This window comes from Pseudomonas fluorescens (assembly GCF_002837185.1).
GTDB classification, from domain to species: domain Bacteria; phylum Pseudomonadota; class Gammaproteobacteria; order Pseudomonadales; family Pseudomonadaceae; genus Aquipseudomonas; species Aquipseudomonas fluorescens_AM.
Genome location: NZ_KZ478000.1, coordinates 58,922 through 83,725 on the forward strand (window position 1 = coordinate 58,922; position 24,804 = coordinate 83,725).

Genomic DNA, 24,804 nt, shown 5'->3' on the forward strand with positions numbered 1-24,804 from the left:
GGCTTTCAATAACCCTTTGGCTTGTGAGGCTGATGGTATGGCGCTACATTAAATAACTCAAATTCATATTTTTTATGCTTTGGATTACCAACTGGAATAGCACCATGGACCTGGCCAACCTCAACGCCTTTATCGCCATCGCCGAAACCGGCAGCTTCTCCGGCGCCGGTGAACGCCTGCACCTGACTCAACCCGCCATCAGCAAACGCATTGCCGGCCTGGAGCAACAATTGAAGGTGCGCCTGTTCGATCGCCTGGGTCGTGAAGTGGGCCTGACCGAAGCCGGGCGGGCCTTGCTGCCGCGTGCTTATCAGATTCTGAATGTGCTGGACGACACCCGTCGCGCCTTGACCAACCTGACCGGAGAAGTCAGCGGGCGCCTCACGCTGGCTACCAGTCACCATATAGGCCTGCATCGCCTGCCGCCGGTTTTGCGCACCTTCACTCGGCAATACCCGAGCGTGGCGCTGGATATTCAATTCCTCGATTCGGAAGTGGCCTACGAAGAAATCCTCCACGGACGCGCCGAAGTGGCGGTCATCACCCTGGCGCCCGAGCCGCACAACCTGGTGCGCGCGACGTCCGTGTGGGACGACCCGCTGGATTTCGTGGTGGCCCCCGAACACAGCCTGATCAGCAACGGCTCGGTCAGCCTGGCCGATATCGCCGGGCACCCTGCGGTGTTTCCCGGCGGCAACACCTTTACCCACCATATTGTCAGCCGCCTGTTCGAGGCCCAGGGCCTGACGCCGAACATCGCGATGAGCACCAACTACCTGGAAACCATCAAGATGATGGTGTCCATCGGCCTGGCCTGGAGCGTGTTGCCACGCACCATGCTGGATGATCAGGTGGCAAGTATCGCGTTGCCGGGCATACAGCTGCGTCGCCAGCTAGGCTATATCGTGCACACCGAAAGGACGCTGTCGAACGCTGCGCGGGCTTTCATGAGCCTTCTGGATGCACAGGTCGATCCGCCAGGGATACCGGCATGACGTTGTGCGGCCTCGGGCTTCAAGCGAACCGCGCTGTCTTCCCATCGAGCCGAGGCCCTTTGAATAATGCCCAACCCCGTTGATTCCGTGCCACCACTGCCCCGCATCTACGCCTTGGATCCCCAAGAGGCGGAACAACGCTGGGACAGCGCCCCGCAACTGCTGTCGGCACTCAATGCCGCGCGGCTGGGCGCATGGTGCTGGGAAATCGACACTGGGAAAATCAACTGGTCCCGAGGCACTCAGGCATTGTTTGGCTACGATCCGCGCCAGCCATTGCCCAATGACCTCAACTACCTCGACCTTTTGGCGCCGGAAGACCGCGCCCACGTAGTCAGGGCATTTCATGCGGTGCTGGCCGGCGAACCGGTCGAACAGGCCATGCATCACCGCATCCAATGGCCCGATGGCAGCCTGCACTGGCTGGAAATCAACGGCAGCCTGGTGCCGGACAAAAACGGCAGGCGCCAAATGATCGGGGTGATCCGCGAGATCACTCACCAGCGCGAGCGGGAACACGCCCTCAGCCACTCTGAAAAACGCTTCGCCACGCTCTTCCACCTGTGCCCGAACATGGTGCTGCTGACGCGCCAGTCCGACGGCCTGATCAGCGAGGCCAACCACCATTTCGAACTGCTGTTCGGCTGGCCGGTGGCGCAAGTCATTGGCCGTACGACGCTGGAGTTGGGCCTGTGGCGTCATCCGGAGCAACGCACGCACCTGGTCAAGGCGACCCAGCGCAAAGGTGAATCCATCACCATGGAAGTGCAGTTCTGTGCCAGCAACGGCCAGATCCACGATGGCACGCTCAGTGCGCAAAAGGTCGAACTGGACGGTGAGGCCTACCTGATCAGCACCTTCCTCGACACCACCGAGCGCAAAAACGCCGAGCAGGCGCTCAAGGACAGCCAGGAGCGCCTGGACCTGGCACTGGACTCGGCACAACTGGGCACCTGGGACTGGCACATCCCCACCGGCATGCTTTACGGCTCGGCCCGCGCCGCCCAGCTCCATGGCCTGCCGAGCGAACCGTTCCACGAGTCCTTCGATGCGTTTTTTGAAGGCATGTCCGATCAGGACCGCGAGGGCATGCGCCATGCCTACCGCAGCCTGCGCGAAGGCGCCGACGGCAACTACCAGTTGACCTACCGCGTACCCGCCGAGGACGGCAGCGTGCGCTACCTGGAAAGCCGCGCACGGCTGTATCGTGACGAATCCGGCAAGCCCCTGCGCATGGCCGGTACCTTGCTCGATATCACCGATCAGGTGGAACGCGAGCAGCGCCTGAGCGCGTCCGAAGAGAAATTCGCCAGCCTGTTCCAGGCCAGTCCCGACCCGATCTGCGTCACCTGCCTGGACAGTGGCGAGTTCATCGAGATCAACCCGGCGTTCACCCAGACGTTTGGCTGGACGGCCGCCGAAGTGATCGACAAAAGCGCCGAGCAGATCGGCCTGTGGGATGAATCGAGCAAGCGCCTGCAACGCATCCAGCGGGTGATTCGCGAACAGTCATTGAGCAATGTGGCCATCGTGGTGCATGCCAGGAACGGCCAGAGCCTGACCTGCGTGATTTCCAGCCGCCTGATCAAGGTCAATGAGCAGCCGTGCATCGTCACGACCCTGCGCGATATCACCCAGCAGCAACGTTCGGAGGCGGCGCTCAAGGCCAGCGAAGAGAAGTTCGCCAAAGCCTTCCATTCCAGCCCCGACGCCATTTCGATCACCGAGCGCGACACGGGTCGATATGTGGAGGTCAATGATGGGTTTTGTCGCCTGACCGGCTATCGCGCCGAAGAAGCCATCGGCCTCACCCTGTACCAGATTGGCATCTGGGCCGATGAAAACCAGCGCACCGCGCTGCTGGCCGAACTGCAGATCAAGGGGCGCATCCATCACCTTGAAATGCTTTGGCACAACAAGCGTGGCGAGGTGCTGGCAGTGGAGGTGTCGGTCGAACCGATTACCTTGAATGAAACGCCGTGCCTGCTACTGACCGCACGGGACGTGAGCCTGCTGAAAAGCGCCCAGGCACAGATCCGCCACCTGGCCTATCACGACCCGCTGACCAACCTGCCCAACCGCGCGCTGCTGATGGACCGCCTGAGCCAGCAGATCGCCCTGCTCAAGCGCCACAACCTGCGCGGCGCGCTGCTGTTCCTCGACCTCGACCACTTCAAGCACATCAACGACTCCCTCGGTCACCCGGTGGGCGATACCGTGTTGAAAATCGTCACCGCCCGCCTGGAAGCCAGTGTGCGCATGGAGGATACGGTGGCGCGCCTGGGCGGTGACGAGTTCGTGGTCCTGCTCAGCGGCCTGGAGGGCTCACGCACGCAAGTCAGCAGCCAGGTACAGGCGCTGGCCGATACCCTGCGCGAATTGCTCTCCGAACCGATGTTCCTCGACGGCCACCGTCTGCAGGTGACGCCAAGCATCGGCGTGGCGCTGATCCCCGACCATGGCACCACCCCCGCCGACCTGCTCAAACGCGCCGACATCGCCCTGTACCGCGCCAAGGATTCGGGGCGCAACACCACCCAAATGTTTCACAACAGCATGCAAAAAACCGCCAGCGAGCGCCTGCGCATGGAAACCGACCTGCGTCTGGCCCTGTCGCGCGGTGAATTCAGCGTGCACTACCAGCCCCAGGTGGATGCGCGCGGCAATAGGATCGTCGGCGCCGAGGCCCTGGTGCGCTGGCAGCACCCGCAACTGGGGGCGCAGTCGCCGGCGGAATTCATCAAGGTGCTGGAGGACAGCGGCTTGATCCTCGAGGTGGGTACCTGGATTCTTGACGAAGCATGCAGCGCATTGGCGCGGTTGATTGCCGAGGGCCTGGTGGACCCGTTGAATTTCAGCCTGTGCGTGAATATCAGCCCGCGGCAGTTTCGCCAGAACGACTTTGTGGAGCGGGTCGAGCGCAGCCTCACGCAACACCACCTGCCCTACAGTTTGCTGAAGCTGGAAATCACTGAAGGCATCGTGATCCAGAATCTGGACGACACGGTAATGAAGATGCGTCGCCTGAAAAAACTTGGCGTGAGCTTTGCGATGGATGATTTTGGCACCGGTTACTCATCCCTGACCTACCTCAAGCGTTTGCCGGTGGATGGGCTGAAAATCGACCAGTCGTTTGTGCGTGACGCGACTCACGATCCCAATGACGCTGAAATCATCCGTGCCATTGTTGCCATGGCCCGCAGCTTGAATCTGGAAGTAATTGCCGAAGGCGTGGAAACCGTGGAACAACTGGCCTTCCTGCAGAAGCTCGGCTGTCATTTGTATCAGGGGTACTTGCATAGCCGGCCATTGCCGATAGAGGGGTTCAGGCAGTTACTGGAATAGGCATTTTCTGAAATGCAGCATTGCAACAAAATGCACCCTGGGTTATCCCTGCCCAGGTGCACCATGGTCAAATCAGTGCAACGGCCTGACCACGTGTGGGGGGTCGCCCCTGTTTTCCCCATAGCTCCTCGCGGCCGTTGATGACCGCCACCGAATGCCCAGTACGGTTGCACATGCCTATCTGACCTCGGGCAAGGTCACTCACCGACACTCGTTTCATGTGGCTTTTCAACCCAAGGCGCAGAAAGCCTTCGCCCGGGCCGTTTTCATCCTCCCCGTTATTCAGACTATAAATCGCAGCCTGATAACTGCGACCGGCCGTGCGATCGTTGTTCTCCATCTGCGCACGCTTGGCGCTGACGGCAAACAGGAACTGCGCATCCTTGAGCATGCCATTATCGGGCCCGGAGAACTTGGCGCCTCGGGTGCCCTCGGCCAATTCGCCGTCAGTCAACGTGAGCCGAAAGCCATCGCGCATGACGACGTGGTACCCGCCATTGGTCTTGGCCACTTCCTGGAAAATATCCGTGGGGCTTTGTCCGAATCGGTACATTGCGGCCTTGATGGCCGATACCGTCACACAGTTGCCATCCGGGCCCTGGCGAAAGCCACTCCAGATATTGTCGGGCTTCGCGCCACCGCGCTTGCTCGACAAACCCGGAATGCTCGCTGCGGCATCCGGTTTTGGCATCACCGGCTGGGGGGTTACCTGCGGAACAACAGGTGAAGGAACAGCGTCAGGAATAGTCTTTTGTTTCTTATCTGCTACCAGCGCGAGCAACTGAGTCAAAAGCGAAGTGAATAACGCCACGACTGAGTTGATCGCCTGCGCGTCGTTCTCGACAACCGCAGAACGCTGCACGATATCACCATACTTTATATCAGGCGTCGCCCTGACCGACGCGCGACCACCCTCTGCTTTAATAGTGGGTTCATTACTTGCGCTGAGTGCATCGATCGATAATGACTGCCTTACATCAATGACCCGTGCAATGTTATTAATTGGAAAGAGTGACATGGAGTTCTCCCTGCACAGGCACCTCTTCGAACTACACGTTCGAAAAAATGCCTGCACTTATAAAAAGACCGAAACGCGATGACTGCCTTTAAAACCTGGAACTTAGCCGATTAAAGCGCCCATGCCTGCCAGCAGATCGGTCGTCGACGGGACACGGACTGGTCAGGTCCGGAGTGGGAGCGTCGGGCAAGGGCGTTGGCTTGGGCTGCGGTTTGGTATCCGTTGGCACATTAGGCCTTGGGAAGTTGCCCGGAAGCACGGTTGGCTGGGGCTTGGCGTCCGGCACGGGTGGCTGAGGCTTCGCATCCGGCACGGTTGGCCGGGGCTTGGCGTCCGGCACGGTTGGCTGGGGCTTGGCGTCCGGCACGGTCGGCTGGGGCTTCGCATCCGGCACGGTTGGCCGGGGCTTGGCGTCCGGCACGGTTGGCTGGGGCTTCGCATCCGGCACGGGTGGCTGGGGCTTCGCATCCGGCACGGTTGGCCGGGGCTTGGCGTCCGGCACGGTTGGCTGGGGCTTCGCATCCGGCACGGTTGGCCGGGGCTTGTTATCCGGCACGGGTGGCTGGGGCTTGTGATCCGGCACGGGCGGCTGAGGCTTGTGATCCGGCACGGGCGGCTGAGGCTTGTGATCCGGCACGGGCGGCTGGGGCTTGTGATCCGGCACAGGTGGCTGGGGCTTGTGATCCGGCGAGACTTTTCCATCAGGGCAGTGGCAATGAGCGACTACCACATTCACGTTTACGTTTGTCCTGGGGTCGTTGTTTACGCTTATCCCGGGCGTCGGCACCGTCAGGGGGATCGGCATGGGGTGCGGTTTATTCCCTCCAGGCAGGTTGACTGAAGGATCATTGGGTTGTGGTAGCACCCGCAACCCGCCTGCGTCCGGTTTCACCAGCTCTTTGTTGGTGTCCGGCAGCACCGGCAGCTTGCCCGTATCCGGCTTGACCAACTCTTTACTGGTATCCGGTTTCACCGGCAGCTTGCCTGCATCCGGCTTGACCAACTCCTTGCTGGTGTCCGGTTTCACCGGCAACTTGCCTGCATCCGGCTTGACCAGCTCCTTGCTGGTGTCCGGTTTCACCGGCAACTTGCCTGCATCCGGCTTGACCAACTCCTTGCTGGTGTCCGGTTTCACCGGCAACTTGCCCGCATCCGGCTTGACCAGCTCTTTGCTGTTATCCGGTTCAATCGGTAATTTGCCTGAGTCGGGCTTCACCGGTGTTTTGCCCGAAAATATGTCGCGCATGGCCCTAAAGATACCGTCAAGCATATCGAACAACTGCCTCAGCGCGGTCTCAGGAGTGACTGCCGTATTGTCCGGGCGCAATGACGTCAGGAGAGGTGTTGTGCCAGGAGACTGAACGGTCGGTTTGAGAATAACTTTAGTGTTCGAAACCGCTGGTTGCTCAAGAGCAGATGTATCGACTTTTACCAGTGGCGGAGTGTTAATCGACATAGACATACGCACGTTCCTTTATTTCATACAACTCGACCGGTTTAGGGTCAGAGGGAGTGATAGTTTTATCGACTGAAAACAGCAGCACTGCTTCAGTCCCTCCATTCGTGGGAAGTTGAGCTATCGAGTTCCGCAAATCGCAGTTCATATAAGGAAACCAAAGCGTATTATCAGACTTTGCCCCATGGACAATTTCCGCCAAGCCTTGATTTATGGCTTTTTTAATACGCAAGTGTGGTCACATGCGTTAATACTCTGTAGGAATGTCACTCGTCGATAACATTCCACGTATTTACTCGCCCATGGTTTGTGTTAACTCGCACGCGTAAAAAAGGCGCCTGCAGTGGCGCCTTTAGGCAAGTCAATTGTAAGAACTCGGTTGCCTGGCTTCAGACAGGCACCGGATGGGGCATCCTCAGCAGGCGACTGACCTGCTCCAGGCCGGTCTCGCGACGCAAGGCGGTGAACAGCTCCACCGCTTCGGGGTAGTTGCGCGTCAGCATCGCCAGCCACTGCTTCAAGCGGCCGGGTGCCTGACGCTCGGTCAATTGCGCCACCGATTGGGTCCAGAATTCCTGGAGCATCGGCTGCATCTGTGCCCATGTCATTTCCACCACCTCTTGCCCTGCACGCGCCGCCGCGATCTGCCGCGCCAGGTCAGGACGCGCCACCAGGCCACGGCCAAGCATGATGTGTTCGGCGCCGCTGACTTCGCGGCAACGTTTCCAATCGTCGACGCTCCAGATGTCGCCATTGGCAAACACCGGCACCTTGACCACCTCCTGCACCCGCGGGATCCACTCCCAATGGGCTGGCGGCTTGTAGCCATCGGTCTTGGTGCGCGCATGCACCACGATATGCGCGGCCCCGCCTTCGGCCAGCGCCGTAGCGCAGACCAATGCGCCATCCGGGCTGTCGAAGCCCAGGCGCATTTTGGCGGTGACCGGAATATGCGCCGGGACCGCACGACGCACGTGCTCGACGATCCGGTTGAGCAACTCAGGCTCCTTGAGCAGCACCGCACCGCCGCGGGACTTGTTGACGGTCTTGGCCGGGCAGCCGAAGTTGAGGTCGATCACCTGCGACCCCAACTCGCAGGCCAAGGCCGCGTTTTCCGCCAGGCATACCGGGTCAGACCCCAGCAATTGCACGCGTAGCGGCACGCCCGCTGCGGTATGGGCACCCTGCAGCAGTTCCGGAGCAAGCTTGTGGAAATAGGCGGGGGTGAGCAATCGGTCGTTGACGCGGATGAATTCGGTCACACACCAGTCGATACCGCCCACACGGGTCAACACGTCCCGCAGGATGTTGTCGACCAACCCCTCCATGGGCGCCAAAGCAATTTGCATGGAAAACACTCAACAAAAATCGTGGCGCAGTTTACTGGGTTTCCCGTAACAACCGTTAACCCCCTGTCAGCGCAGGCCCATATCCCTCGATGAACTCGGCGGGCATGCGCTTGGGCCTGCCGCTGGACAGCTCGATGCAAACGAAGGTGGTGTGCGCACGCAGCAAGGTGGCGCCGTCACGCGGGCGCACCAGCTGAAAGCGGCGCGTCATCTTCAGGCGCTGGTCCCAATCGACGATCCACGTGGCCAGTTGCAGCTCATCGCCTTCGTAGCCGGCCGCCAGGTAGTCGATCTCATGACGCACCACGGCCATCGCGCGGTCGAGGCGCCGATACTCGGCAAGGTCCAGCCCCAGACGCTGGGAATGGCGCCAGGCGCAACGCTCCAGCCAGGACACGTACACCGCGTTATTGGCGTGCCCCAGGCCGTCGATGTCCTCAGCGGCGACCTGCAGGTCGATGATGAACGGCGTTGCCAGATCCCAGCCCATGCCTTGCTCCAGTCGATTGATGTCGGCGGGCGCAGTGTATCAGGCGGTCTGGCGCTCCTGTACATGACAGCTCGCCAACAGGGCGAGTACGCCTTCGATTACCCGTGGATCGGCCAGCACCTTCTGATGCCCGCCCTGCTCCAGGCGCATCAGGCGACTGTCTGGCCAGGCCTCGTGGATGGTCTGCGAGGCTTTGACCGGGACGAACGTATCGTCTTCGGCATGCACGATCAGGCCGGGAAGGTTCATCTGGTAGTGCGCGACATCCAGGTGCTTGAGCGGCATGCCGAATGCCAGCTCCACCATCTGGATGAACGCCGAACGTGCGCGCGGCGGCAACCCCATCATGCGCGTGAAACCGCGCAGCGCATCGAGAAACCGCGACGGCGCGGCGATACTTACCAACGCCCGCGTACGCAGCCCCAACTGCACGGCCAGCATCGCGCTGGCACCGCCCATCGAGTGGCCGACCACCGCATGCAGCGGGGGCAGCTCGGCCGCTGCCTCGAGCATGGCGCGGGCGAACAGCAGCACGTGTGCTTCACGCCCTGGCGAATGACCATGGGCCGGGCCATCCAGCGCAATCACCGAGTAGCCGCCTTCTACCAACGCCGTGATCAGGCTGGCGAATTGCGTAGGCCGGCCTTCCCAGCCGTGCATCAGCAACACCGCCGGCCCGTGCCCCCAGCGCAGCGCCGAGAGGCCGAAACGCAAGGTGATGCGCTGCGATTGCGCCAGCACCGGCAGCTCCCACGCCCGTGGCGGCAGCTCACGGGGCGTCATGAAGGTGCGCCGCATCCGGTTGGCCACCGTTTGCGGCGCGAGTCGGCCGACAGTGCCGTTGAAGCCACGCACCCAACTCAAGTCGCCCATGTTCTGAACCCTCTTCAGCGGACTGCCGACTTGGCGGCGCGCAGCACACGATCGGACAGCTCTCCCGGCCCCAGGGCCCGCGCCAGCGTCAGGCCGCCGACCATCAGCGCCATGTCGGCCAGGGCCTTGTCGGTATCTTCCGGGGTGGCCGCCAGCTGGGCCGCCATCAGCTCGCAATGTTCGCTCAGTGCCTGGCGGAACGCGTCCGGCAAACGGCCCATTTCGCCAACCGTCGCAGGTAGCGGGCACGCCTGGCCGGTGGAGTCCCGGTGTTTGCGCGACAAGTAAAACGCCGCCACCAGGCTTCGACGTTCTTCGCCGGTCAGTTGCGTGTCCAGGTCTTCTATCGCCGCACGGCGCTTGGCCAGCAACTGAGTGAAGGCCTCCAGCATCAACGCATCCTTGCTTTCAAAGTGCGCATAAAAACCACCGACCGTCAGCCCCGCCGCCCCCATGACTTCGCCGACACTCGGCTCGGCCGGGCCACGCTGGATCAATGCCGCGCTGGCGGCCTGCAAGATGCGTTCGCGTGTTTGCGCTTTTTTATCGCTCATCAAAGCCTCCGTCTCTCATGGGTTGAATATTATTACCATAATAATATTGCGCAAGCGACAAGCGCGACCATTGGTCAGAACAGAGAAAGGAAGTGGGGAAAGAATTGGCCAAACGCCAGACAAACAAAAGGGCCATTCAATAATTGAATGACCCTTAAAAATCCCGCAGAGCGGGTAATCGTGGCGTCCCCTAGGGGACTCGAACCCCTGTTACCGCCGTGAAAGGGCGGTGTCCTAGGCCACTAGACGAAGGGGACACAAACCTTCTGTACAGCTGATCAGAACTGAGAACTGATCAATTCAAGGGCGGTGTGGCCAGACCTTGAACCTGTAAATTGGTGGAGCTAAACGGGATCGAACCGTTGACCTCTTGCATGCCATGCAAGCGCTCTCCCAGCTGAGCTATAGCCCCGATTTTTCGCCTGGCGGCGCAGCAGACCTTTCGAGCTGCTTGTTGAAACTGGCGTCCCCTAGGGGACTCGAACCCCTGTTACCGCCGTGAAAGGGCGGTGTCCTAGGCCACTAGACGAAGGGGACAAAACCTTCTGTACAGCTGATCGGCGCTGAGTGCCGATCGATTCAAGGACGGTGTGGCCAGACCTTGAACCTGTAAATTGGTGGAGCTAAACGGGATCGAACCGTTGACCTCTTGCATGCCATGCAAGCGCTCTCCCAGCTGAGCTATAGCCCCTCATCGGTGAGGACGGGGCGAATCTTAATGGCGGTTTCGAAACGTGTCAAATTTATTTTCAACAATTTTCAAAATTTTTTGCCGGGATAACAATCACTTACCGACGAAACCCCGGAAAACCGGGGTTTCGTCCTTACAACCGTCTGCTTAAGCGATGGCGCCCAGCAGCTTTTCCCACTCTTTGTTTTCTTTCTTCGAAACACCACCAAGCAAATCAAGGGCTTGGCGCAGACGGAAACGCGTGAGGTCCGGGCCGAGGATTTCCATCGCGTCGAGCACCGACACCGAACTGGCCTGCCCGGTAATCGCGGCAAACATCAATGGCATGGCATCACGCAACTTCAGTTCCAGGGACTCGACCACCGCCTGGATCGTCGCGGTGATCGCATCCTTCTCCCATTGGCGCAGGCTTTCGAGCTTCCACAGGATCAACTGCATCAACTGACGCACTTGGTCACCCGAGAGCTTTTTCGATTCAAACAGCTTGGCATCCGGGTTTACGCCACCGGCGAAGAAAAAGCTGGCCAGCGGTGCGACCTGGCTGAACGTTTCCACCCTGCCCTGCACCAGCGGCGCGATCTTCATCATGTACTCAGGGTTCAACGCCCACTGCTGCACACGGCTGGCGAACTCGTGCACCGGCAGGTCGCGCAGCCACTGACCGTTGAGCCACGACAGCTTCTCGATATCGAAAATCGGCCCGCCCAGGGAGACGCGGGACAGGTCGAAGTGATCGACCATTTCCTGCAGCGAGAACTTCTCGCGCTCGTCCGGCATCGACCAGCCCATGCGGCCCAGGTAATTGAGCATGGCTTCGGGCATGAAGCCCATGCGCTCGTAGAAGGTCACCGACGTCGGGTTCTTGCGCTTGGACAGTTTGCTCTTGTCCGGGTTACGCAACAGCGGCATGTAGCACAGCTGCGGCTGTTCCCAGCCGAAGTATTCGTAGAGCAGGATCAGCTTGGGCGCCGACGGCAGCCATTCTTCGCCGCGCAGCACGTGGGTGATGCCCATCAGGTGGTCGTCGACCACGTTGGCCAGGAAGTACGTCGGCAGGCCGTCGGTCTTCATCAGTACCTGCATGTCCATGCGGTCCCACGGAATCTCGACATCACCGCGCAGCATGTCCGGCACTACGCACACGCCTTCGCTCGGCACTTTCATGCGAATCACATGGGGCTCGCCGGCGGCCAGGCGCGCGGCCACTTCTTCGGGAGGCAACAGCAACGCGCGGCCATCATAGCGCGGGGTTTCGCCACGGGCCTGTTGCTCGGCGCGCATCTGGTCGAGTTCTTCAGCGGTGCAGAAGCATGGGAACGCATGGCCCATGTCCACCAGTTGCTGGGTGTACTGCTTATAGATGTCGCTGCGCTCGCTCTGGCGATACGGGCCGTGGGGGCCGCCGACATCCGGGCCTTCCGCCCAGGTGATGCCCAGCCAGCGCAGGGCATCGAAAATCTGCTGTTCCGACTCACGGGTCGAGCGCAGTTGATCGGTGTCTTCGATCCGCAGGATGAATTCACCGCCGTGCTGCTTGGCAAAGCAGTAGTTGAACAGGGCGATGTAAGCAGTGCCGACGTGGGGATCCCCAGTAGGCGATGGCGCAATGCGCGTGCGGACGGTGGTCATGGCAGGTCTCGAATGGGCGATAAGACTGAAAATTGAAACAAGGGGCGAATGGTAACAGCCTGGGTGATTTCTGGAAAACCGCGGCGCGGCCATCGGGGGCAAGCCCCCTCCCACACTTGACTGTATTCACACATCAACAGGTGGGAGGGGGCTTGCCCCCGATAAAGCCAGTTGAATCACTACAAATCAAACCGCCAATAACCGCTCGCGCAACTTGCCAATCTCATCGCGCGTCTGCGCCGCCGCCTCAAACTCCAGATCCCGCGCCAACTGATACATTTTCTCTTCCAACTGCCGAATCCGCTTGGTGATTTCACTCGGCGAGCGCAGTTCGTTCTCGTACTTGGCGCTTTCCTCAGCAGCCTTGGCCATGCCCTTGCGCTTCTTGCTGCGCGAACCCGGCACGGTGGCGCCTTCCATGATGTCGGCCACATCCTTGAACACACCTTTGGGGGTAATGCCGTGTTCCAGGTTGAACGCAACCTGCTTCTCACGACGACGCTCGGTCTCGCCGATCGCCCGCTCCATGGACCCGGTGATGCGGTCCGCATACAGGATCGCCCGGCCGTTGAGGTTGCGCGCCGCGCGGCCGATGGTCTGGATCAGCGAACGTTCGGAGCGCAGGAAGCCCTCCTTGTCCGCGTCCAGGATCGCCACCAGCGACACCTCGGGCATGTCCAGGCCTTCGCGCAGCAGGTTGATGCCCACCAGCACATCAAAGGTGCCCAGGCGCAGATCGCGAATGATTTCCACACGCTCCACGGTGTCGATGTCCGAGTGCAGATAGCGCACGCGCACGCCGTGATCGGCCAGGTAATCGGTCAAGTCTTCGGACATGCGCTTGGTCAGGGTAGTGACCAGCACGCGCTCTTCCAGGGCCACGCGCTTGTTGATCTCCGACAGCAGGTCGTCGACCTGGGTCAGCGCCGGGCGGATTTCGATCTGCGGGTCGACCAGGCCCGTCGGGCGCACCAACTGCTCGATCACTCGGCCGGCGTGTTCGGCCTCGTAGTTGCCAGGCGTTGCGGAGACAAAGATGGTCTGCGGGCTGATGGCCTCCCATTCGTCGAAACGCATCGGCCGGTTATCCAGCGCCGATGGCAGGCGGAAGCCGTACTCCACCAGGGTTTCCTTGCGTGAGCGGTCGCCCTTATACATCGCACCGACTTGCGGCACGCTGACGTGGGACTCGTCGATCACCAGCAAGGCATCCGGCGGCAGGTAATCATAGAGTGTCGGCGGTGGCGCGCCGGACTCGCGGCCCGACAGGTAGCGCGAATAGTTTTCGATGCCGTTGCAGTAGCCCAGCTCCAGGATCATCTCCAGGTCGAAGCGGGTACGCTGCTCCAGGCGCTGGGCTTCCACCAGCTTGTTGTTGGAACGCAGGTATTCCAGGCGCTCGGCCAACTCGACCTTGATGCCCTCGATCGCGCCCATCAGGGTTTCACGCGGGGTCACATAGTGGCTTTTCGGGTAGAAGGTGAAGCGCGGCAATTTGCGGATCACCTCGCCGGTCAACGGGTCGAAGGCCGACAGGCTTTCGACTTCATCGTCGAACAGCTCGATGCGGATCGCTTCCAGGTCGGATTCGGCCGGATAGATATCAATCACATCGCCGCGCACGCGGAACGTGGCACGGGCAAAGTCCATGTCGTTGCGGGTGTACTGCAGGCTCGCCAGGCGCCGCAACAGCTCGCGCTGGTCGAGCTTGTCGCCGCGATCAACGTGCAGCACCATTTTCAAATAGGTTTCCGGGCTGCCCAGGCCGTAGATGCACGACACCGTGGTCACGATGATCGCGTCCTTGCGTTCCAGCAAGGCCTTGGTCGCCGACAGCCGCATCTGCTCGATATGGTCGTTGATCGACGCATCCTTCTCGATAAAGGTATCGGAGGACGGCACATAGGCTTCGGGCTGGTAGTAGTCGTAGTAGGAAACGAAATACTCCACCGCGTTGTTCGGGAAGAACGCCTTGAACTCGCCATACAGCTGCGCAGCCAGGGTTTTGTTCGGTGCCAGCACCAGGGTTGGGCGATTGACCTGCGCGATCACGTTGGCAATGCTGAATGTCTTGCCTGAACCGGTCACCCCGAGCAGCGTCTGATGCGCCAGGCCGGCCTCAATGCCTTCGACCATCTGGCGAATCGCTTCCGGTTGGTCGCCGGCAGGTTCAAAACGGGTGACGAGCTGGAAATCCGACATAACGTACCTCGTGTAGTCACCCCAGACTCAACACCGCCAGGGACGAAATAGCTCAGCAACCCACGAATAATCATCGCAGGTTGCAGGAAAAAACCATGATAGCCGTAGTAGTGGTGACGAATGTGACGGGTTTCAAGGCAATCGTCCTACCTGCCGTCCGGGATCAATCTGCAATAAGACTAACGGTCGGCCATTAAACCGAAAAACTTGGCCGAAAAGCCATTTCCGCTGTCGCCCTCAGCCGTGATGGCCTCTATACTAGCTCCCCGTTTGTGCACCGCTCTAGTGCAACCGGCTGGAGCGCGACACGTCCCTCCCTTCCCCCATAGAGCTGCCGCAAAAATGAGCCTGTTCTCCGCTGTCGAAATGGCACCACGCGATCCAATCCTGGGCCTCAACGAAGCATTCAACGCCGATACTCGAACCACCAAGGTCAACCTTGGCGTGGGCGTTTACTGCAACGAGGAGGGGAAGATTCCGCTCTTGCGTGCCGTTGCCGAAGCGGAAGCCATTCGCGTGGCGCAACATGCCGCCCGTGGCTACTTGCCGATTGACGGCATCGCGGCCTACGACAAGGCCGTTCAAACCCTGCTGTTCGGTGATAAGTCGCCGCTGCTTGAAGCCAGCCGTGTGGTCACCGTGCAGGCCGTGGGTGGCACCGGCGCGCTGAAGATCGGCGCCGATTTCCTCAAGCAGTTGCTGCCCGACGCCGTGGTGGCCATCAGCGACCCGAGCTGGGAAAACCACCGCGCACTGTTCGAAACCGCCGGTTTCCCGGTGCAGAACTACCGCTACTACGACGCAGCCACCCACGACGTCAACCGTAGCGGCCTGCTCGAAGACCTCAACGCCCTGCCGCCACAGTCCATCGTGGTGTTGCACGCCTGCTGCCACAACCCGACCGGCGTCGATCTGAGCCCGGCGGACTGGCAGAACGTACTGGACGTGGTCAAGGCCAAAAACCTGGTGCCATTCCTTGATATGGCCTACCAGGGCTTCGGCGACGGCATCCATGAAGACGCCGCCGCCGTGCGCCTGTTCGCGGAGTCGGGCCTGACCTTCTTTGTGTCCAGCTCGTTCTCCAAATCGTTCTCTCTGTACGGCGAACGCGTGGGCGCCTTGTCCATCGTCAGCGACTCCAAGGAAGAAAGCGCGCGCATCCTGTCCCAGGTCAAGCGTGTGATCCGTACCAACTACTCCAACCCGCCCACCCACGGCGCGGCAATCGTTGCAGCGGTACTGAACAACCCTGAACTGCGCGCCCAGTGGGAAACTGAGCTGGCCGAAATGCGCCTGCGCATCCGCGGCATGCGCGAGCAGATGGTGGCGGAACTGGCCAAGGCCGCGCCAGGCCATGATTTCAGCTTTGTCGGTCGCCAGCGTGGGATGTTTTCCTACTCCGGATTGACGGTTGAGCAAGTGACCCGCCTGCGCAACGAGTTTGGCATCTATGCACTGGACACCGGCCGTATCTGTGTGGCGGCGCTGAACCAGTCGAACATTGCTGCGGTCACACAGGCAATCGTTCAGGTGCTGTAAACCTGCCAGCGTTGAACGAGGGGGAAGCCAAGGGCTTCCCCCTTTTTGTTGGCGAACCCACTAGACTGCATACCGACTGCCCCTTTGCTGTGAGAGCCCTATGAGAAATGACGACCTGGACCTGCGCGCCGACCGCGACGAACTGCACGACTATGCTCCACGTGCGCCGCAAGCCAAGCGCCAGAAAAGCCTGGTACTGCAAGTGGCGCTGGGGGTGTTTCTGGGTGGCTTGGCGTTGTGGCTGGTGCAACTGGGTGCCACGGCGATCATGGCCAAGCTGGCCATGGGTACCTTCCAGTTCGGCGGCTGAGCGCAAGAGGAACCAACATGTGGGAGGGGGCCTGCCCCCTCCCACATTGGCTTCAGGCTGCTGCAAGCCCGCGTTCCTCCAGGAGTTTTACGAAGCTGTTGAGGCTCTGCGACACGGTGCCCCGGCGCCAGATCAGCCAGGTATTCAACACACGGAAGTTGTCCGCCAGCGGCCACACGCTGACCGCCGCCGCCCCCGGCATGCTTTCCAACATACTGCGCGGCATCAATGCCAGCCCTGCCCCGGCGCTGACGCAGGCCAGCATGCCGTGGTAAGACTCAATCTCGAAGATCTTGCCCGGCACCGCACCGTCCTGGGAAAACCAGCGCTCGAAGTGATGTCGATACGAGCAGTTGGAGCGAAAGGTATAGATATTCTCGCCGGACACATCCTGCCCGCGCGTGATCGGCGCATGGTGCAGCGGCGCGATCACCACCATCTCCTCTTCAAACACCGCCACGCCCTCCAGTGTGGAGTGCAGCACCGGGCCATCGACAAAGGCCGCCGTCAAACGCCCGGACAGCACGCCTTCGATCATTGTGCCCGACGGTCCCGTGCTCAGGTCCAGCTCGACCTTGGTGTACTGCTGGTTATACGCCGCCAGCAACGCGGGAATACGCACCGCTGCGGTACTTTCCAGCGAGCCGAGGGCAAAGGCGCCCTGGGGCTCCTCCCCCGCCACCGTGGCGCGGGCCTCCTGTACCAGATCGAGAATACGCCGCGTATAGCCCAGGAAATTCCACCCGGCCGGTGACAGGCGCAAGCGGCTCTTTTCGCGGATGAACAACTCCACGCCCAGATCCTGCTCCAGTTGCTTGATACGGGTGGTCAGGTTCGACGGCACCCGGTGAATCAATTGTGCGGCGGCGCTGATGCTGCCTTGCTCGGCAACGGCCTTGAAGATTTCCAGTTGCACCAGATCCAATTCATTCTCCAATCGTGAATGTATTGCTTAATATTATTCAGTTTTAAGAAAAGGTACAGCATCGTACGCTGGGCTCCATTCCCATCACCCCAGCAGGACGGTGCCATGAACGCTATTTCTCACCAGACCCACGCGTTGTCGATCAACCCGGCCAACGGCGAAACCGTCGGCAGCTACGCGTATGAAAGCCAGCCGCAGCTGGATGCAGCGCTCACCCGTTCCACCGCTGCCTTCCGCACCTGGCGCCGCCAGCCCGTAGGCCAGCGCGCCGAGTTGCTGTTGGCCCTGGCCGGTGCTCTGCGTGAGCAGGCCGAAGCGATGGCGCAGATGGTCACCCTGGGAATGGGTAAACCCATCGCCCAGGCCCGCGCCGAAATCGAGAAGTGCGCGCAGCTCAGCGAGTGGTATGCGCAGCACGGTCCCGCCATGCTCGCGCCGGAACCGACCCTGGTAGACAACGGCAGCGCCCGGATTGAATACCGCCCGCTGGGGCCGATCCTTGCCGTGATGCCGTGGAACTTCCCGGTGTGGCAAGTGCTGCGCGGCGCCGTACCGACTATGCTCGCCGGCAACACCTACGTGCTTAAACATGCGCCGAACGTCATGGGCAGCGCTTACCTGATCCAGCAGGCGTTCCAGAAGGCCGGCTTCGCTGCAGGCCTGTTCGAGGTCATCAACGTCACCACCGAAGGTGTGTCCAGCGCCATCGCCGACCCACGCATCGCCGCCGTCACCCTCACCGGCAGCGTGCGCGCCGGTATCGCCATCGGTTCCCAGGCCGGTGCGGCACTGAAAAAATGCGTGCTGGAACTGGGCGGCTCCGACCCGTTCATCGTGCTCAACGACGCCGACCTCGACGCCGCCGTACAGGCCGCGTTGATCGGTCGCTTCCAGAACAGCGGCCAAGTCTGCGCCGCCGCCAAGCGCCTGATCATCGAGGAAGGTGTGGTTGAAGCCTTTACCGCCAGGTTCCTCGAAGCCAGCCGCAACCTGGTGATGGGCGATCCAACCTCGCCCGCTACGTACATCGGCCCCATGGCACGCTTCGACCTGCGCGATGAGCTGCACGCTCAGGTCCAGGCCACCCTCGAAGAAGGCGCGACCCTGCTGCTGGGCGGCAACAAGGTGGCTGGCGCAGGCAACTATTACGAGCCCACCGTACTGGCTGACGTCACCGACCAGATGACCTCGTTCAAGCAGGAACTGTTCGGCCCCGTCGCGTCCATCATTACTGCCCGCGACGCCGACCATGCGGTGGCGCTGGCCAACGACAGCGAGTTCGGCCTGACCGCCAGTATCTTCACCAACGACCCGGCGAAGGCGCAGGACATCGCCAACCAGTTGGACACCGGTGGGATCTTCGTCAACGCTTACAGCGTCTCCGACCCTCGGGTGGCATTCGGTGGCGTTAAGAAAAGCGGATTCGGCCGTGAGCTGTCGCACTTCGGCGTGCGCGAGTTCTGCAACGCGCAGACGGTGTGGCTCGACCGTCAATAAACAGCCCTGGCTTCAACACACATCAACTGTGGGAGGGGGCTTGCCCCCGATAGCGGTGGATCAGCCAGACCTCTGTCACTGACACACCGCTATCGGGGGCAAGCCCCCTCCCACAGTTGGAGCCAGGCAGCCTTGGAGGCCGTACCTACTTTAAGCAATCAGCGAATATGCCGCCGCACGCACTGCACCAACCCATCCAGTGCCTGCGACTTCACCGGCGCCAACACGCACACCGTGTGTTCACGCTCGCCCTCGGTCACGGTGAGCGTGTAATGCACCTGCCCCGGTTTGCCGGAGGGTTGAGTACTTTGCGGCAACTGAAAGAACTTCGACTGCTCGATCAGTTGCCGCAACTCCTGCTGGTCCTGCTCGGGCAGTGCTTCGAGCTCGACACTGCGAGGTGTGACCAAGCCCGGAAAATAAGCCGGGCCGCCGTTTTCCTTGATCGAGATTCGCATGGCTGTTCCTCACCGCCCAGGCGGCGTGTCAGACGTTGATACCCACCGCTTTCCACCCTTCCTTGACGGCCTTCTGCTCATCCTCGTTCGCGCCGTACAGACGCCCGGCGACATCGTAAGTGATACGTGCAAAACGCAGAAACCCCGAGTTCGGCCGCAACCGCGCGTCGCGCAACGCGTCGTACCAGATGCGCCCGGCACGCTCCCAGGCAAAGCCGCCGATCCGGGTGGCAACCTGATAGAAGGCATGGTTGGGAATGCCGGAATTGATGTGCACGCCACCATTGTCGTCATAGGTTTGCACAAAGTCATCCATGTGGCCGGGCTGAGGGTCCTTGCCCAGCAGCTTGTCGTCAAATGCAGTGCCGGGGGCCTTCATCGAGCGCAGTGCAGTGCCTTTTATCTTTTTGGTAAACAACCCTTTGCCGATCAACCAATCGGCGTCCTCGGCCTTTTGTTTTAACGCGTACTGCTTGATCAGCGACCCGAACACATCCGACAGCGATTCGTTCAGCGCACCGGATTGATTGAAGTACATCAACTTGGCTTCATCCTCGGTGACCCCGTGGGCCAATTCATGCCCAATCACGTCGAGGGCCACGGTGAAGCGGTTGAACAGTTGCTGGTCGCCATCACCAAAGACCATCTGGGTCGAGTTCCAGAACGCATTGTTGTAGTCCTGGCCGAAGTGCACGGTGGCATCCAGCGCCATACCCGCATCGTCGATGGAATTGCGATCGAACACCTGGTCGAAAAAGTCGAAGGTCGCCCCCAGGCCGTCGTAAGCCTCGTCCACCGCGGCATCACCGCTGGCGGGTTGCCCTTCGCCACGGATCAGCTTGCCGGGCAGGCTGTCGGTGTTGTCGGCGCTGTAGATCGAACGCTGTTTCTCGGCGCCCGCCGCCAGCGCCATGCGGGCCGGGCCTTTGGCGGGCACGGCGACCATGCGCAACGAGCGGAACGTGCTGTCCTTGGCACGCGTGCGCAGCGCAACCTCCCGTTGGGCTTTGTCACCGTGGCGCGCGATCTGGTCGAGCATGTACGGCGGGATCAGGCAGAAAATCGGATTTCGCGGTTGGCGAACACACATAAGCTGGCTCCTTTTTGGCGTGTGGTGAACGGCCGGTCAACGACTTCAGGATAGACGCGGGTCTGCCGCCTGGGCCAAATTGTCATGAAATCATGTTGCAGTCGTGTTTATCCAAGGCCCATCAGGAATACCCCATGCCCGCACGTCACGCCAAAATCGACCTGTCCTATCGCCCAAGGCTTGCCGACCTTCGCCCACTGATCACGCCCAGCCCATCCTTGCTGGAGGCCAGGGCTGCGACGCCGCGGGTTACCGCAGCCAAGGACCTGCAGGACCGGCGCGGCTACGCCGAGGATTTTCTCGGCAGCTTCGGTGTGCCCTGGCCCACCCTTGACTCGACCCGGGCAAGCGATGCCCAGCCCGGGCGCCTGGACTACACGCACTTTTCCATCAGCATGTCGCGCTCCCGACGCCTGGCACTGTATGTCGGCGTCAACATCGACGGCGACAAGCACGTGGATATCGTGCGTAGCAACGATACCTGGGCCTACGACGGCCGCCTGCCCCTCGACGCCCAGGTGGGCGAGGACCTCTACGCCGGCAATGGCCTGGACCGTGGTCATCTGGTGCGGCGCCAGGACCCCAACTGGGGAAACGAGGCGAACACCGCCAACCTCGACACCTTCCACTTCACCAACTGCTCGCCGCAGATGAGCGGCTTCAACCAGAAGACCTGGCTGGAACTGGAAGACTACATCCTCGACAACACCCAGCGCTGGAAAGCCCGCGCCAGCGTATTCAGCGGCCCGGTGTTTGGCGACGACGACCGCCTGTACCGTGGCGTGAAAATCCCCCAGGCGTTCTGGAAAGTCGTGGCCTACCTCAGCGACGACGGCAAACCCTCGGCCAGCGCGTACATGATCGACCAGCGCCGCGAGCTGGACCAACTGGACCTGGTATTCGGCCCGCTCAAAACCTACCGGCGCAGCGTGCTGCAGATCGAACAATTGACCGGTATCCGCTTCGGCAACCTGGCCGACTACGACGGTTTCAGCAACGAAGAGCGCGCCACGGGGACGCGGATCGAAGCGCTGATCCGGGGACCGCAGGATATCCGACTCTGACCACGGCCCACTGTAGGAGCGAGCTTGCTCGCGAAGCACCTTAGAGCACCGCGGCGCATCAGGCCGCTCGCGTTATCGTTGACGACCTTCGCGAGCAAGCTCGCTCCTACAGGCCGTGATCGACTACCATAGCGCCGCCGGTTCCCACACGGGACTAACAGGGAATTCGAAACGCCGCCCGCGACGTCAATCGAAACTGCCCCCGCAACTGTAGGTGCTGAGCCTGCTCCCCACTGCCACTGGACGTTGTCCGGGAAGGCCGGAGCGTGGCGACGACGCATCAGTCAGGAGACCTGCCGGCCAAGTGACTCACTAACCGGCGGGGTGTCCGGGAAGGACATCCGCGCCCTGCCAGACCTGCAGCGTTCGAAGGTGTGTTTCCGAGCCGTACCGCCCCTGCTCCACGTACGGTTCACCGGAGATTGCCCCATGCTGCTACGCGTTTCGGCCCTGATCACTGGCCTGGGCTTGTGTGCCCTGGCCCACGCCGCGCCTACTCACTACCCGCTGACGGTCGAGAACTGCGGCAACAGCCTCACCTTCCAGCAAGCCCTCGCGCGCAGCGTGACGATCGGCCAGGCCGCCACCGAGATGCTGTATGCGCTGGGCGTGGGCAATAAAGTGGTCGGTACTTCGCTGTGGTTCAACGATGTGCTGGGGCAGTACAAGGCGCAGAACGACAGCATCGAGCGCCTGGCCAATAACGAGCCGAGCTTCGAGGCGGTCATCGCCAAGCGCCCGCAACTGGTGGCCGCCGAGCTGGAATGGGTGGTCGGCCCTCAAGGCGTGGTGGGTACCCGCGAACAGTTTCACGAACTGAATATTCCCACCTACCTGCTGCCCTCCGACTGCGAAGGCAAGGACAATCTGGTCGGCGCCGACGGCACGCGGCTGGAGCCGTTTCGCATCGAGACGATCTACAAGAGCCTCAGCCAACTGGCCGAGATCTTCGACGTGCAAGCGCGCGGCCAGCAACTGACCGATGAACTCAAGGCGCGCCTGGCCAAGTCGATCGCCACCGCGCAGAGCAAAGGCTTGAAACAGGCCAGCGCGCTGGTGTGGTTCTCCAGCGCCGAAATGGCCAGCGACCCTTACGTGGCCGGCCACAAAGGGGTTCCGCAATTCATGCTGCAAACCCTCGGCCTGCGCAACGTGGTGCAATCGGATGAAGAATGGCCCGCCGTCGGCTGGGAAACCATCGCCAAGGCCAACCCTACCTTCCTGGTGATCGCGCGCATGGACCGCCGCCGCTACCCCGCCGACGACCATGAAAAGAAGCTGGCCTTCCTGCGTAGCGACCCGGTAACGCGCAACATGGACGCGGTGAAACACAACCGCATCATCATCCTCGACGCCCTGGCGCTGCAGGCCAGCCTGCGCACCTTCGACGGCCTGGAACAGCTGGCCGCCGCCATCGACGGCTACAACCTGCCGCAATGATACGGACCCTGCTCGCCCTCACGCTGCTGCTGATCGCCCTGCTTGCCGGTGTGGCCATCGGCGAAACCGCTATCTCGCCGCAGGTGGTGCTCCAGGTGCTCGCCAACAAACTGTGGGCGGCTGGCTATGTGCTCGATCCCATCGATGAAGGCGTGGTATGGAACTACCGCCTGACCCGCGCCCTGGTCGCCGGTGCCTGTGGTGCGGGCCTGGCGACTTGTGGGGTGATCCTGCAATCGTTGCTGCGCAACCCGTTGGCCGACCCGTATTTGCTGGGCATCAGCGCCGGCGCCTCGACCGGTGCGGTGCTGATTGCCTTGCTCGGGGTGGGCGGCGGTTTGATTTCGTTGTCGGCGGGCGCCTTTGTCGGCGCCATGGCCGCGTTTGCACTGGTGATCCTGCTGGCGCGGGCCAGCGGTTCCGCCAGCGGCACCGGCCAGATCATCCTCGCCGGCATCGCCGGTTCGCAGTTGTTCAATGCGCTCACCGCGTTCCTGATTACCAAATCCGCCAGCTCCGAACAGGCCCGCAGCATCATGTTCTGGCTGCTGGGCAACCTCAGCGGCGTGCGCTGGCCATCGGTGTGGCTGGCGGTGCCGGTGGCGGTCGCAGGGCTGGTGGTGTGCCTGTGGCACCGACGTGCATTGGATGCGTTTACCTTCGGCACCGATTCGGCGGCCTCGCTGGGCATCCCGGTGCGTCGCGTGCAGGTTGTGCTGGTGGGCTGCGCGGCAGTGGTCACGGCGGTGATGGTGTCGATTGTCGGTTCCATCGGGTTTGTCGGGCTGGTGATCCCCCATGCCGTGCGCTTGATGCTCGGCACCGGGCACTCGCGACTGCTGCCGGCCAGCGCCCTGGGCGGCGCCTTGTTCCTGATCGCGGCGGATGTGCTGTCGCGTACCTTGATCAAGGGCCAGGTGATTCCGGTGGGCGTGGTCACCGCGCTGGTCGGCGCGCCGGTGTTTGCGCTGATCCTGATCGGCCGGAGGAACGCGCGATGACGGTATTGAGTTGCACCGCCCTGGGCTTCAAGGTGCGTGACGCCGAGTTGCTGCGCGATATTCATCTTGACGTGCAGTTGGGGGAAACCCTCGGCATCGTCGGGCCGAACGGCTCGGGCAAATCCACCCTGCTCAAGTTGCTCGCCGGCCTGCGCGCCCCGGCCAGCGGTGAAGTGCGCCTGGGCGGCAAGCGCCTGGGTGAATTGTCCCGCCGCGCCATCGCGCAGCAATTGGCCGTGGTGGAACAACAGGCCGACACCGACGACGCCATCCGCGTGTTCGACGCCGTGGCCCTGGGCCGCACGCCGTGGCTATCGGCCCTGAGCCCGTGGTCCCATGAAGACGACAGCATCGTGCGCCAAGCCCTGCACGATGTGGACGCCACCCACCTGAGCCACCGCGCCTGGCGCAGCCTCTCGGGTGGCGAACGCCAGCGCGTACACATCGCCCGCGCGCTGGCGCAACGGCCCCGGATCCTGTTGCTGGATGAACCGACCAATCACCTGGATATCCAGCATCAACTGACGATCCTCAAAGGTGTGCAGGGTTTGCCGGTTACCACCTTGATCGCCCTGCATGACCTGAACCAGGCACTGACCTGTGATCGCCTGGCCGTACTGGATCGTGGGCGCCTGGTGGCGCTGGGCACGCCGCTGCAGGTGCTGACGCCAGAGCGGTTAAACGAGACATTCGGGGTGCAGGGGCATTACCTGACGGACCCGTTCGACGGCGCGCAGATCCTGCGCCTGCGCTCCAGCTGAACCCTGTGACGGCGGCACAGCTGACAGTGATCCAAAGGTGGGAGGGGGCTTGCCCCCGATGGCGGAGTATCAGTAAAAGTCTCTGTAACTGACCCACCGCTATCGGGGGCAAGCCCC

The 24,804-nt window shown here is 61.6% G+C and carries 20 protein-coding genes, 4 tRNA genes, 1 pseudogene and 1 riboswitch; of the genes and pseudogenes, 9 read left to right on the top strand and 16 right to left on the bottom strand.

Annotation, left to right across the window (positions count from 1 at the left end; all coding sequences use genetic code 11):
* Positions 1 to 104: 104 nt before the first annotated feature.
* Complete coding sequence (locus tag CIB54_RS16255; RefSeq protein WP_065952910.1) at positions 105 to 995, top strand: LysR family transcriptional regulator; 891 nt, start codon at positions 105 to 107, stop codon at positions 993 to 995.
* Between the two features lie 66 nt (positions 996 to 1,061).
* The gene (locus tag CIB54_RS16260; RefSeq protein ID WP_065952909.1) at positions 1,062 to 4,340 is read left to right on the top strand and encodes a PAS domain S-box protein; all 3,279 of its coding nucleotides are present in this window, start codon (positions 1,062 to 1,064) and stop codon (positions 4,338 to 4,340) included.
* Between the two features lie 67 nt (positions 4,341 to 4,407).
* On the opposite strand, the gene CIB54_RS16265 is transcribed toward CIB54_RS16260, so the two are convergent.
* The 12 genes from CIB54_RS16265 to uvrB form a co-directional block, all read right to left on the bottom strand.
* A complete protein-coding gene (locus CIB54_RS16265) occupies positions 4,408 to 5,358 on the bottom strand; it encodes a hypothetical protein (RefSeq protein WP_065952908.1) in 951 nt (316 codons plus the stop codon).
* Positions 5,359 to 5,446: 88 nt separating this feature from the next.
* Complete coding sequence (locus CIB54_RS16270; protein ID WP_101220279.1) at positions 5,447 to 6,604, bottom strand: hypothetical protein; 1,158 nt, start codon at positions 6,602 to 6,604, stop codon at positions 5,447 to 5,449.
* A gap of 599 nt (positions 6,605 to 7,203) precedes the next feature.
* Positions 7,204 to 8,163: a tRNA dihydrouridine synthase gene (locus tag CIB54_RS16275; protein WP_101220280.1), complete on the bottom strand. Its 960-nt coding sequence runs from the start codon at positions 8,161 to 8,163 to the stop codon at positions 7,204 to 7,206.
* Positions 8,164 to 8,218: 55 nt separating this feature from the next.
* Positions 8,219 to 8,653, bottom strand: a complete 435-nt coding sequence (locus tag CIB54_RS16280; protein ID WP_065894097.1) for an acyl-CoA thioesterase — start codon at positions 8,651 to 8,653, stop codon at positions 8,219 to 8,221.
* Positions 8,654 to 8,692: 39 nt separating this feature from the next.
* Positions 8,693 to 9,526: an alpha/beta fold hydrolase gene (locus CIB54_RS16285; RefSeq protein ID WP_065952905.1), complete on the bottom strand. Its 834-nt coding sequence runs from the start codon at positions 9,524 to 9,526 to the stop codon at positions 8,693 to 8,695.
* A gap of 14 nt (positions 9,527 to 9,540) precedes the next feature.
* Complete coding sequence (locus CIB54_RS16290) at positions 9,541 to 10,080, bottom strand: TetR/AcrR family transcriptional regulator (protein WP_065952904.1); 540 nt, start codon at positions 10,078 to 10,080, stop codon at positions 9,541 to 9,543.
* Between the two features lie 181 nt (positions 10,081 to 10,261).
* Positions 10,262 to 10,337: transfer RNA gene (locus CIB54_RS16295), tRNA-Glu, on the bottom strand.
* Between the two features lie 79 nt (positions 10,338 to 10,416).
* Positions 10,417 to 10,492: transfer RNA gene (locus CIB54_RS16300), tRNA-Ala, on the bottom strand.
* Positions 10,493 to 10,541: 49 nt separating this feature from the next.
* Positions 10,542 to 10,617 (bottom strand) — tRNA-Glu (locus CIB54_RS16305).
* A gap of 78 nt (positions 10,618 to 10,695) precedes the next feature.
* Positions 10,696 to 10,771 (bottom strand) — tRNA-Ala (locus CIB54_RS16310).
* Positions 10,772 to 10,918: 147 nt separating this feature from the next.
* Entirely contained in the window at positions 10,919 to 12,400 is a 1,482-nt protein-coding gene (gltX, locus tag CIB54_RS16315) for a glutamate--tRNA ligase (protein ID WP_065952903.1), read from the bottom strand.
* A 186-nt stretch (positions 12,401 to 12,586) separates the two neighbouring features.
* A complete protein-coding gene (gene uvrB, locus CIB54_RS16320; RefSeq protein WP_065952902.1) occupies positions 12,587 to 14,602 on the bottom strand; it encodes an excinuclease ABC subunit UvrB in 2,016 nt (671 codons plus the stop codon).
* 342 nt (positions 14,603 to 14,944) lie between these two features.
* Here uvrB and CIB54_RS16325 point away from each other — a divergent pair, with 342 nt between their 5' ends.
* Positions 14,945 to 16,141, top strand: a complete 1,197-nt coding sequence (locus tag CIB54_RS16325; RefSeq protein ID WP_065952901.1) for an amino acid aminotransferase — start codon at positions 14,945 to 14,947, stop codon at positions 16,139 to 16,141.
* Between the two features lie 100 nt (positions 16,142 to 16,241).
* Positions 16,242 to 16,451, top strand: a complete 210-nt coding sequence (locus CIB54_RS16330) for a hypothetical protein (RefSeq protein ID WP_043047518.1) — start codon at positions 16,242 to 16,244, stop codon at positions 16,449 to 16,451.
* Between the two features lie 52 nt (positions 16,452 to 16,503).
* Here the strand turns inward: CIB54_RS16330 and ptrR are convergent, their stop codons facing one another.
* Complete coding sequence (gene ptrR, locus CIB54_RS16335) at positions 16,504 to 17,376, bottom strand: putrescine utilization regulator PtrR (protein ID WP_065952900.1); 873 nt, start codon at positions 17,374 to 17,376, stop codon at positions 16,504 to 16,506.
* Positions 17,377 to 17,481: 105 nt separating this feature from the next.
* Between ptrR and CIB54_RS16340 the strand changes: the two genes are divergently transcribed.
* Positions 17,482 to 18,873: an aldehyde dehydrogenase family protein gene (locus CIB54_RS16340; RefSeq protein ID WP_101220281.1), complete on the top strand. Its 1,392-nt coding sequence runs from the start codon at positions 17,482 to 17,484 to the stop codon at positions 18,871 to 18,873.
* A 158-nt stretch (positions 18,874 to 19,031) separates the two neighbouring features.
* Here CIB54_RS16340 and CIB54_RS16345 read toward each other — a convergent pair whose 3' ends face one another.
* Together CIB54_RS16345 and CIB54_RS16350 are read right to left on the bottom strand one after the other, a co-directional pair.
* Positions 19,032 to 19,331: a protealysin inhibitor emfourin gene (locus tag CIB54_RS16345; RefSeq protein WP_065952898.1), complete on the bottom strand. Its 300-nt coding sequence runs from the start codon at positions 19,329 to 19,331 to the stop codon at positions 19,032 to 19,034.
* 28 nt (positions 19,332 to 19,359) lie between these two features.
* Positions 19,360 to 20,421 (bottom strand): M4 family metallopeptidase, encoded by a 1,062-nt coding sequence (locus tag CIB54_RS16350; RefSeq protein ID WP_101220282.1) that lies wholly within the window; start codon positions 20,419 to 20,421, stop codon positions 19,360 to 19,362.
* Positions 20,422 to 20,555: 134 nt separating this feature from the next.
* On the opposite strand from CIB54_RS16350, the gene CIB54_RS16355 reads away from it, so the two are divergent.
* On the top strand, positions 20,556 to 21,485 hold the full coding sequence (locus CIB54_RS16355; protein ID WP_101220283.1) for a DNA/RNA non-specific endonuclease: 930 nt from the start codon (positions 20,556 to 20,558) through the stop codon (positions 21,483 to 21,485).
* A gap of 8 nt (positions 21,486 to 21,493) precedes the next feature.
* Here the strand turns inward: CIB54_RS16355 and CIB54_RS27655 are convergent.
* Positions 21,494 to 21,583, bottom strand: a pseudogene (locus CIB54_RS27655) (outer membrane lipoprotein carrier protein LolA); the annotation flags it as partial.
* 23 nt (positions 21,584 to 21,606) lie between these two features.
* A riboswitch (cobalamin riboswitch) is annotated at positions 21,607 to 21,801 on the top strand.
* 113 nt (positions 21,802 to 21,914) lie between these two features.
* On the opposite strand from CIB54_RS27655, the gene CIB54_RS16365 reads away from it, so the two are divergent.
* The 3 genes from CIB54_RS16365 to CIB54_RS16375 are packed head-to-tail and all read left to right on the top strand — an operon-like array spanning position 21,915 to position 24,687.
* Entirely contained in the window at positions 21,915 to 22,925 is a 1,011-nt protein-coding gene (locus tag CIB54_RS16365; protein WP_101220285.1) for an ABC transporter substrate-binding protein, read from the top strand.
* Positions 22,922 to 23,926: a FecCD family ABC transporter permease gene (locus tag CIB54_RS16370; protein WP_101220286.1), complete on the top strand. Its 1,005-nt coding sequence runs from the start codon at positions 22,922 to 22,924 to the stop codon at positions 23,924 to 23,926. The genes CIB54_RS16365 and CIB54_RS16370 overlap by 4 nt, the downstream gene beginning before the upstream one ends.
* The gene (locus CIB54_RS16375; protein WP_101220287.1) at positions 23,923 to 24,687 is read left to right on the top strand and encodes an ABC transporter ATP-binding protein; all 765 of its coding nucleotides are present in this window, start codon (positions 23,923 to 23,925) and stop codon (positions 24,685 to 24,687) included. The genes CIB54_RS16370 and CIB54_RS16375 overlap by 4 nt, the downstream gene beginning before the upstream one ends.
* Positions 24,688 to 24,804 lie beyond the last annotated feature (117 nt).

Bases quoted from the DNA above. Each gene is read 5' to 3' on its own strand.
- CIB54_RS16255 (WP_065952910.1), top strand. From the start codon at position 105: ATGGACCTGGCCAACCTCAACGCCTTTATCGCCATCGCCGAAACCGGC.
- CIB54_RS16260 (WP_065952909.1), top strand. From the start codon at position 1,062: ATGCCCAACCCCGTTGATTCCGTGCCACCACTGCCCCGCATCTACGCC.
- CIB54_RS16265 (WP_065952908.1), bottom strand. From the start codon at position 5,358: ATGTCACTCTTTCCAATTAATAACATTGCACGGGTCATTGATGTAAGG.
- CIB54_RS16270 (WP_101220279.1), bottom strand. From the start codon at position 6,604: ATGCGCGACATATTTTCGGGCAAAACACCGGTGAAGCCCGACTCAGGC.
- CIB54_RS16275 (WP_101220280.1), bottom strand. From the start codon at position 8,163: ATGCAAATTGCTTTGGCGCCCATGGAGGGGTTGGTCGACAACATCCTG.
- CIB54_RS16280 (WP_065894097.1), bottom strand. From the start codon at position 8,653: ATGGGCTGGGATCTGGCAACGCCGTTCATCATCGACCTGCAGGTCGCC.
- CIB54_RS16285 (WP_065952905.1), bottom strand. From the start codon at position 9,526: ATGGGCGACTTGAGTTGGGTGCGTGGCTTCAACGGCACTGTCGGCCGA.
- CIB54_RS16290 (WP_065952904.1), bottom strand. From the start codon at position 10,080: ATGAGCGATAAAAAAGCGCAAACACGCGAACGCATCTTGCAGGCCGCC.
- gltX (WP_065952903.1), bottom strand. From the start codon at position 12,400: ATGACCACCGTCCGCACGCGCATTGCGCCATCGCCTACTGGGGATCCC.
- uvrB (WP_065952902.1), bottom strand. From the start codon at position 14,602: ATGTCGGATTTCCAGCTCGTCACCCGTTTTGAACCTGCCGGCGACCAA.
- CIB54_RS16325 (WP_065952901.1), top strand. From the start codon at position 14,945: ATGAGCCTGTTCTCCGCTGTCGAAATGGCACCACGCGATCCAATCCTG.
- CIB54_RS16330 (WP_043047518.1), top strand. From the start codon at position 16,242: ATGAGAAATGACGACCTGGACCTGCGCGCCGACCGCGACGAACTGCAC.
- CIB54_RS16340 (WP_101220281.1), top strand. From the start codon at position 17,482: ATGAACGCTATTTCTCACCAGACCCACGCGTTGTCGATCAACCCGGCC.
- CIB54_RS16345 (WP_065952898.1), bottom strand. From the start codon at position 19,331: ATGCGAATCTCGATCAAGGAAAACGGCGGCCCGGCTTATTTTCCGGGC.
- CIB54_RS16350 (WP_101220282.1), bottom strand. From the start codon at position 20,421: ATGTGTGTTCGCCAACCGCGAAATCCGATTTTCTGCCTGATCCCGCCG.
- CIB54_RS16355 (WP_101220283.1), top strand. From the start codon at position 20,556: ATGCCCGCACGTCACGCCAAAATCGACCTGTCCTATCGCCCAAGGCTT.
- CIB54_RS16365 (WP_101220285.1), top strand. From the start codon at position 21,915: ATGCTGCTACGCGTTTCGGCCCTGATCACTGGCCTGGGCTTGTGTGCC.
- CIB54_RS16370 (WP_101220286.1), top strand. From the start codon at position 22,922: ATGATACGGACCCTGCTCGCCCTCACGCTGCTGCTGATCGCCCTGCTT.
- CIB54_RS16375 (WP_101220287.1), top strand. From the start codon at position 23,923: ATGACGGTATTGAGTTGCACCGCCCTGGGCTTCAAGGTGCGTGACGCC.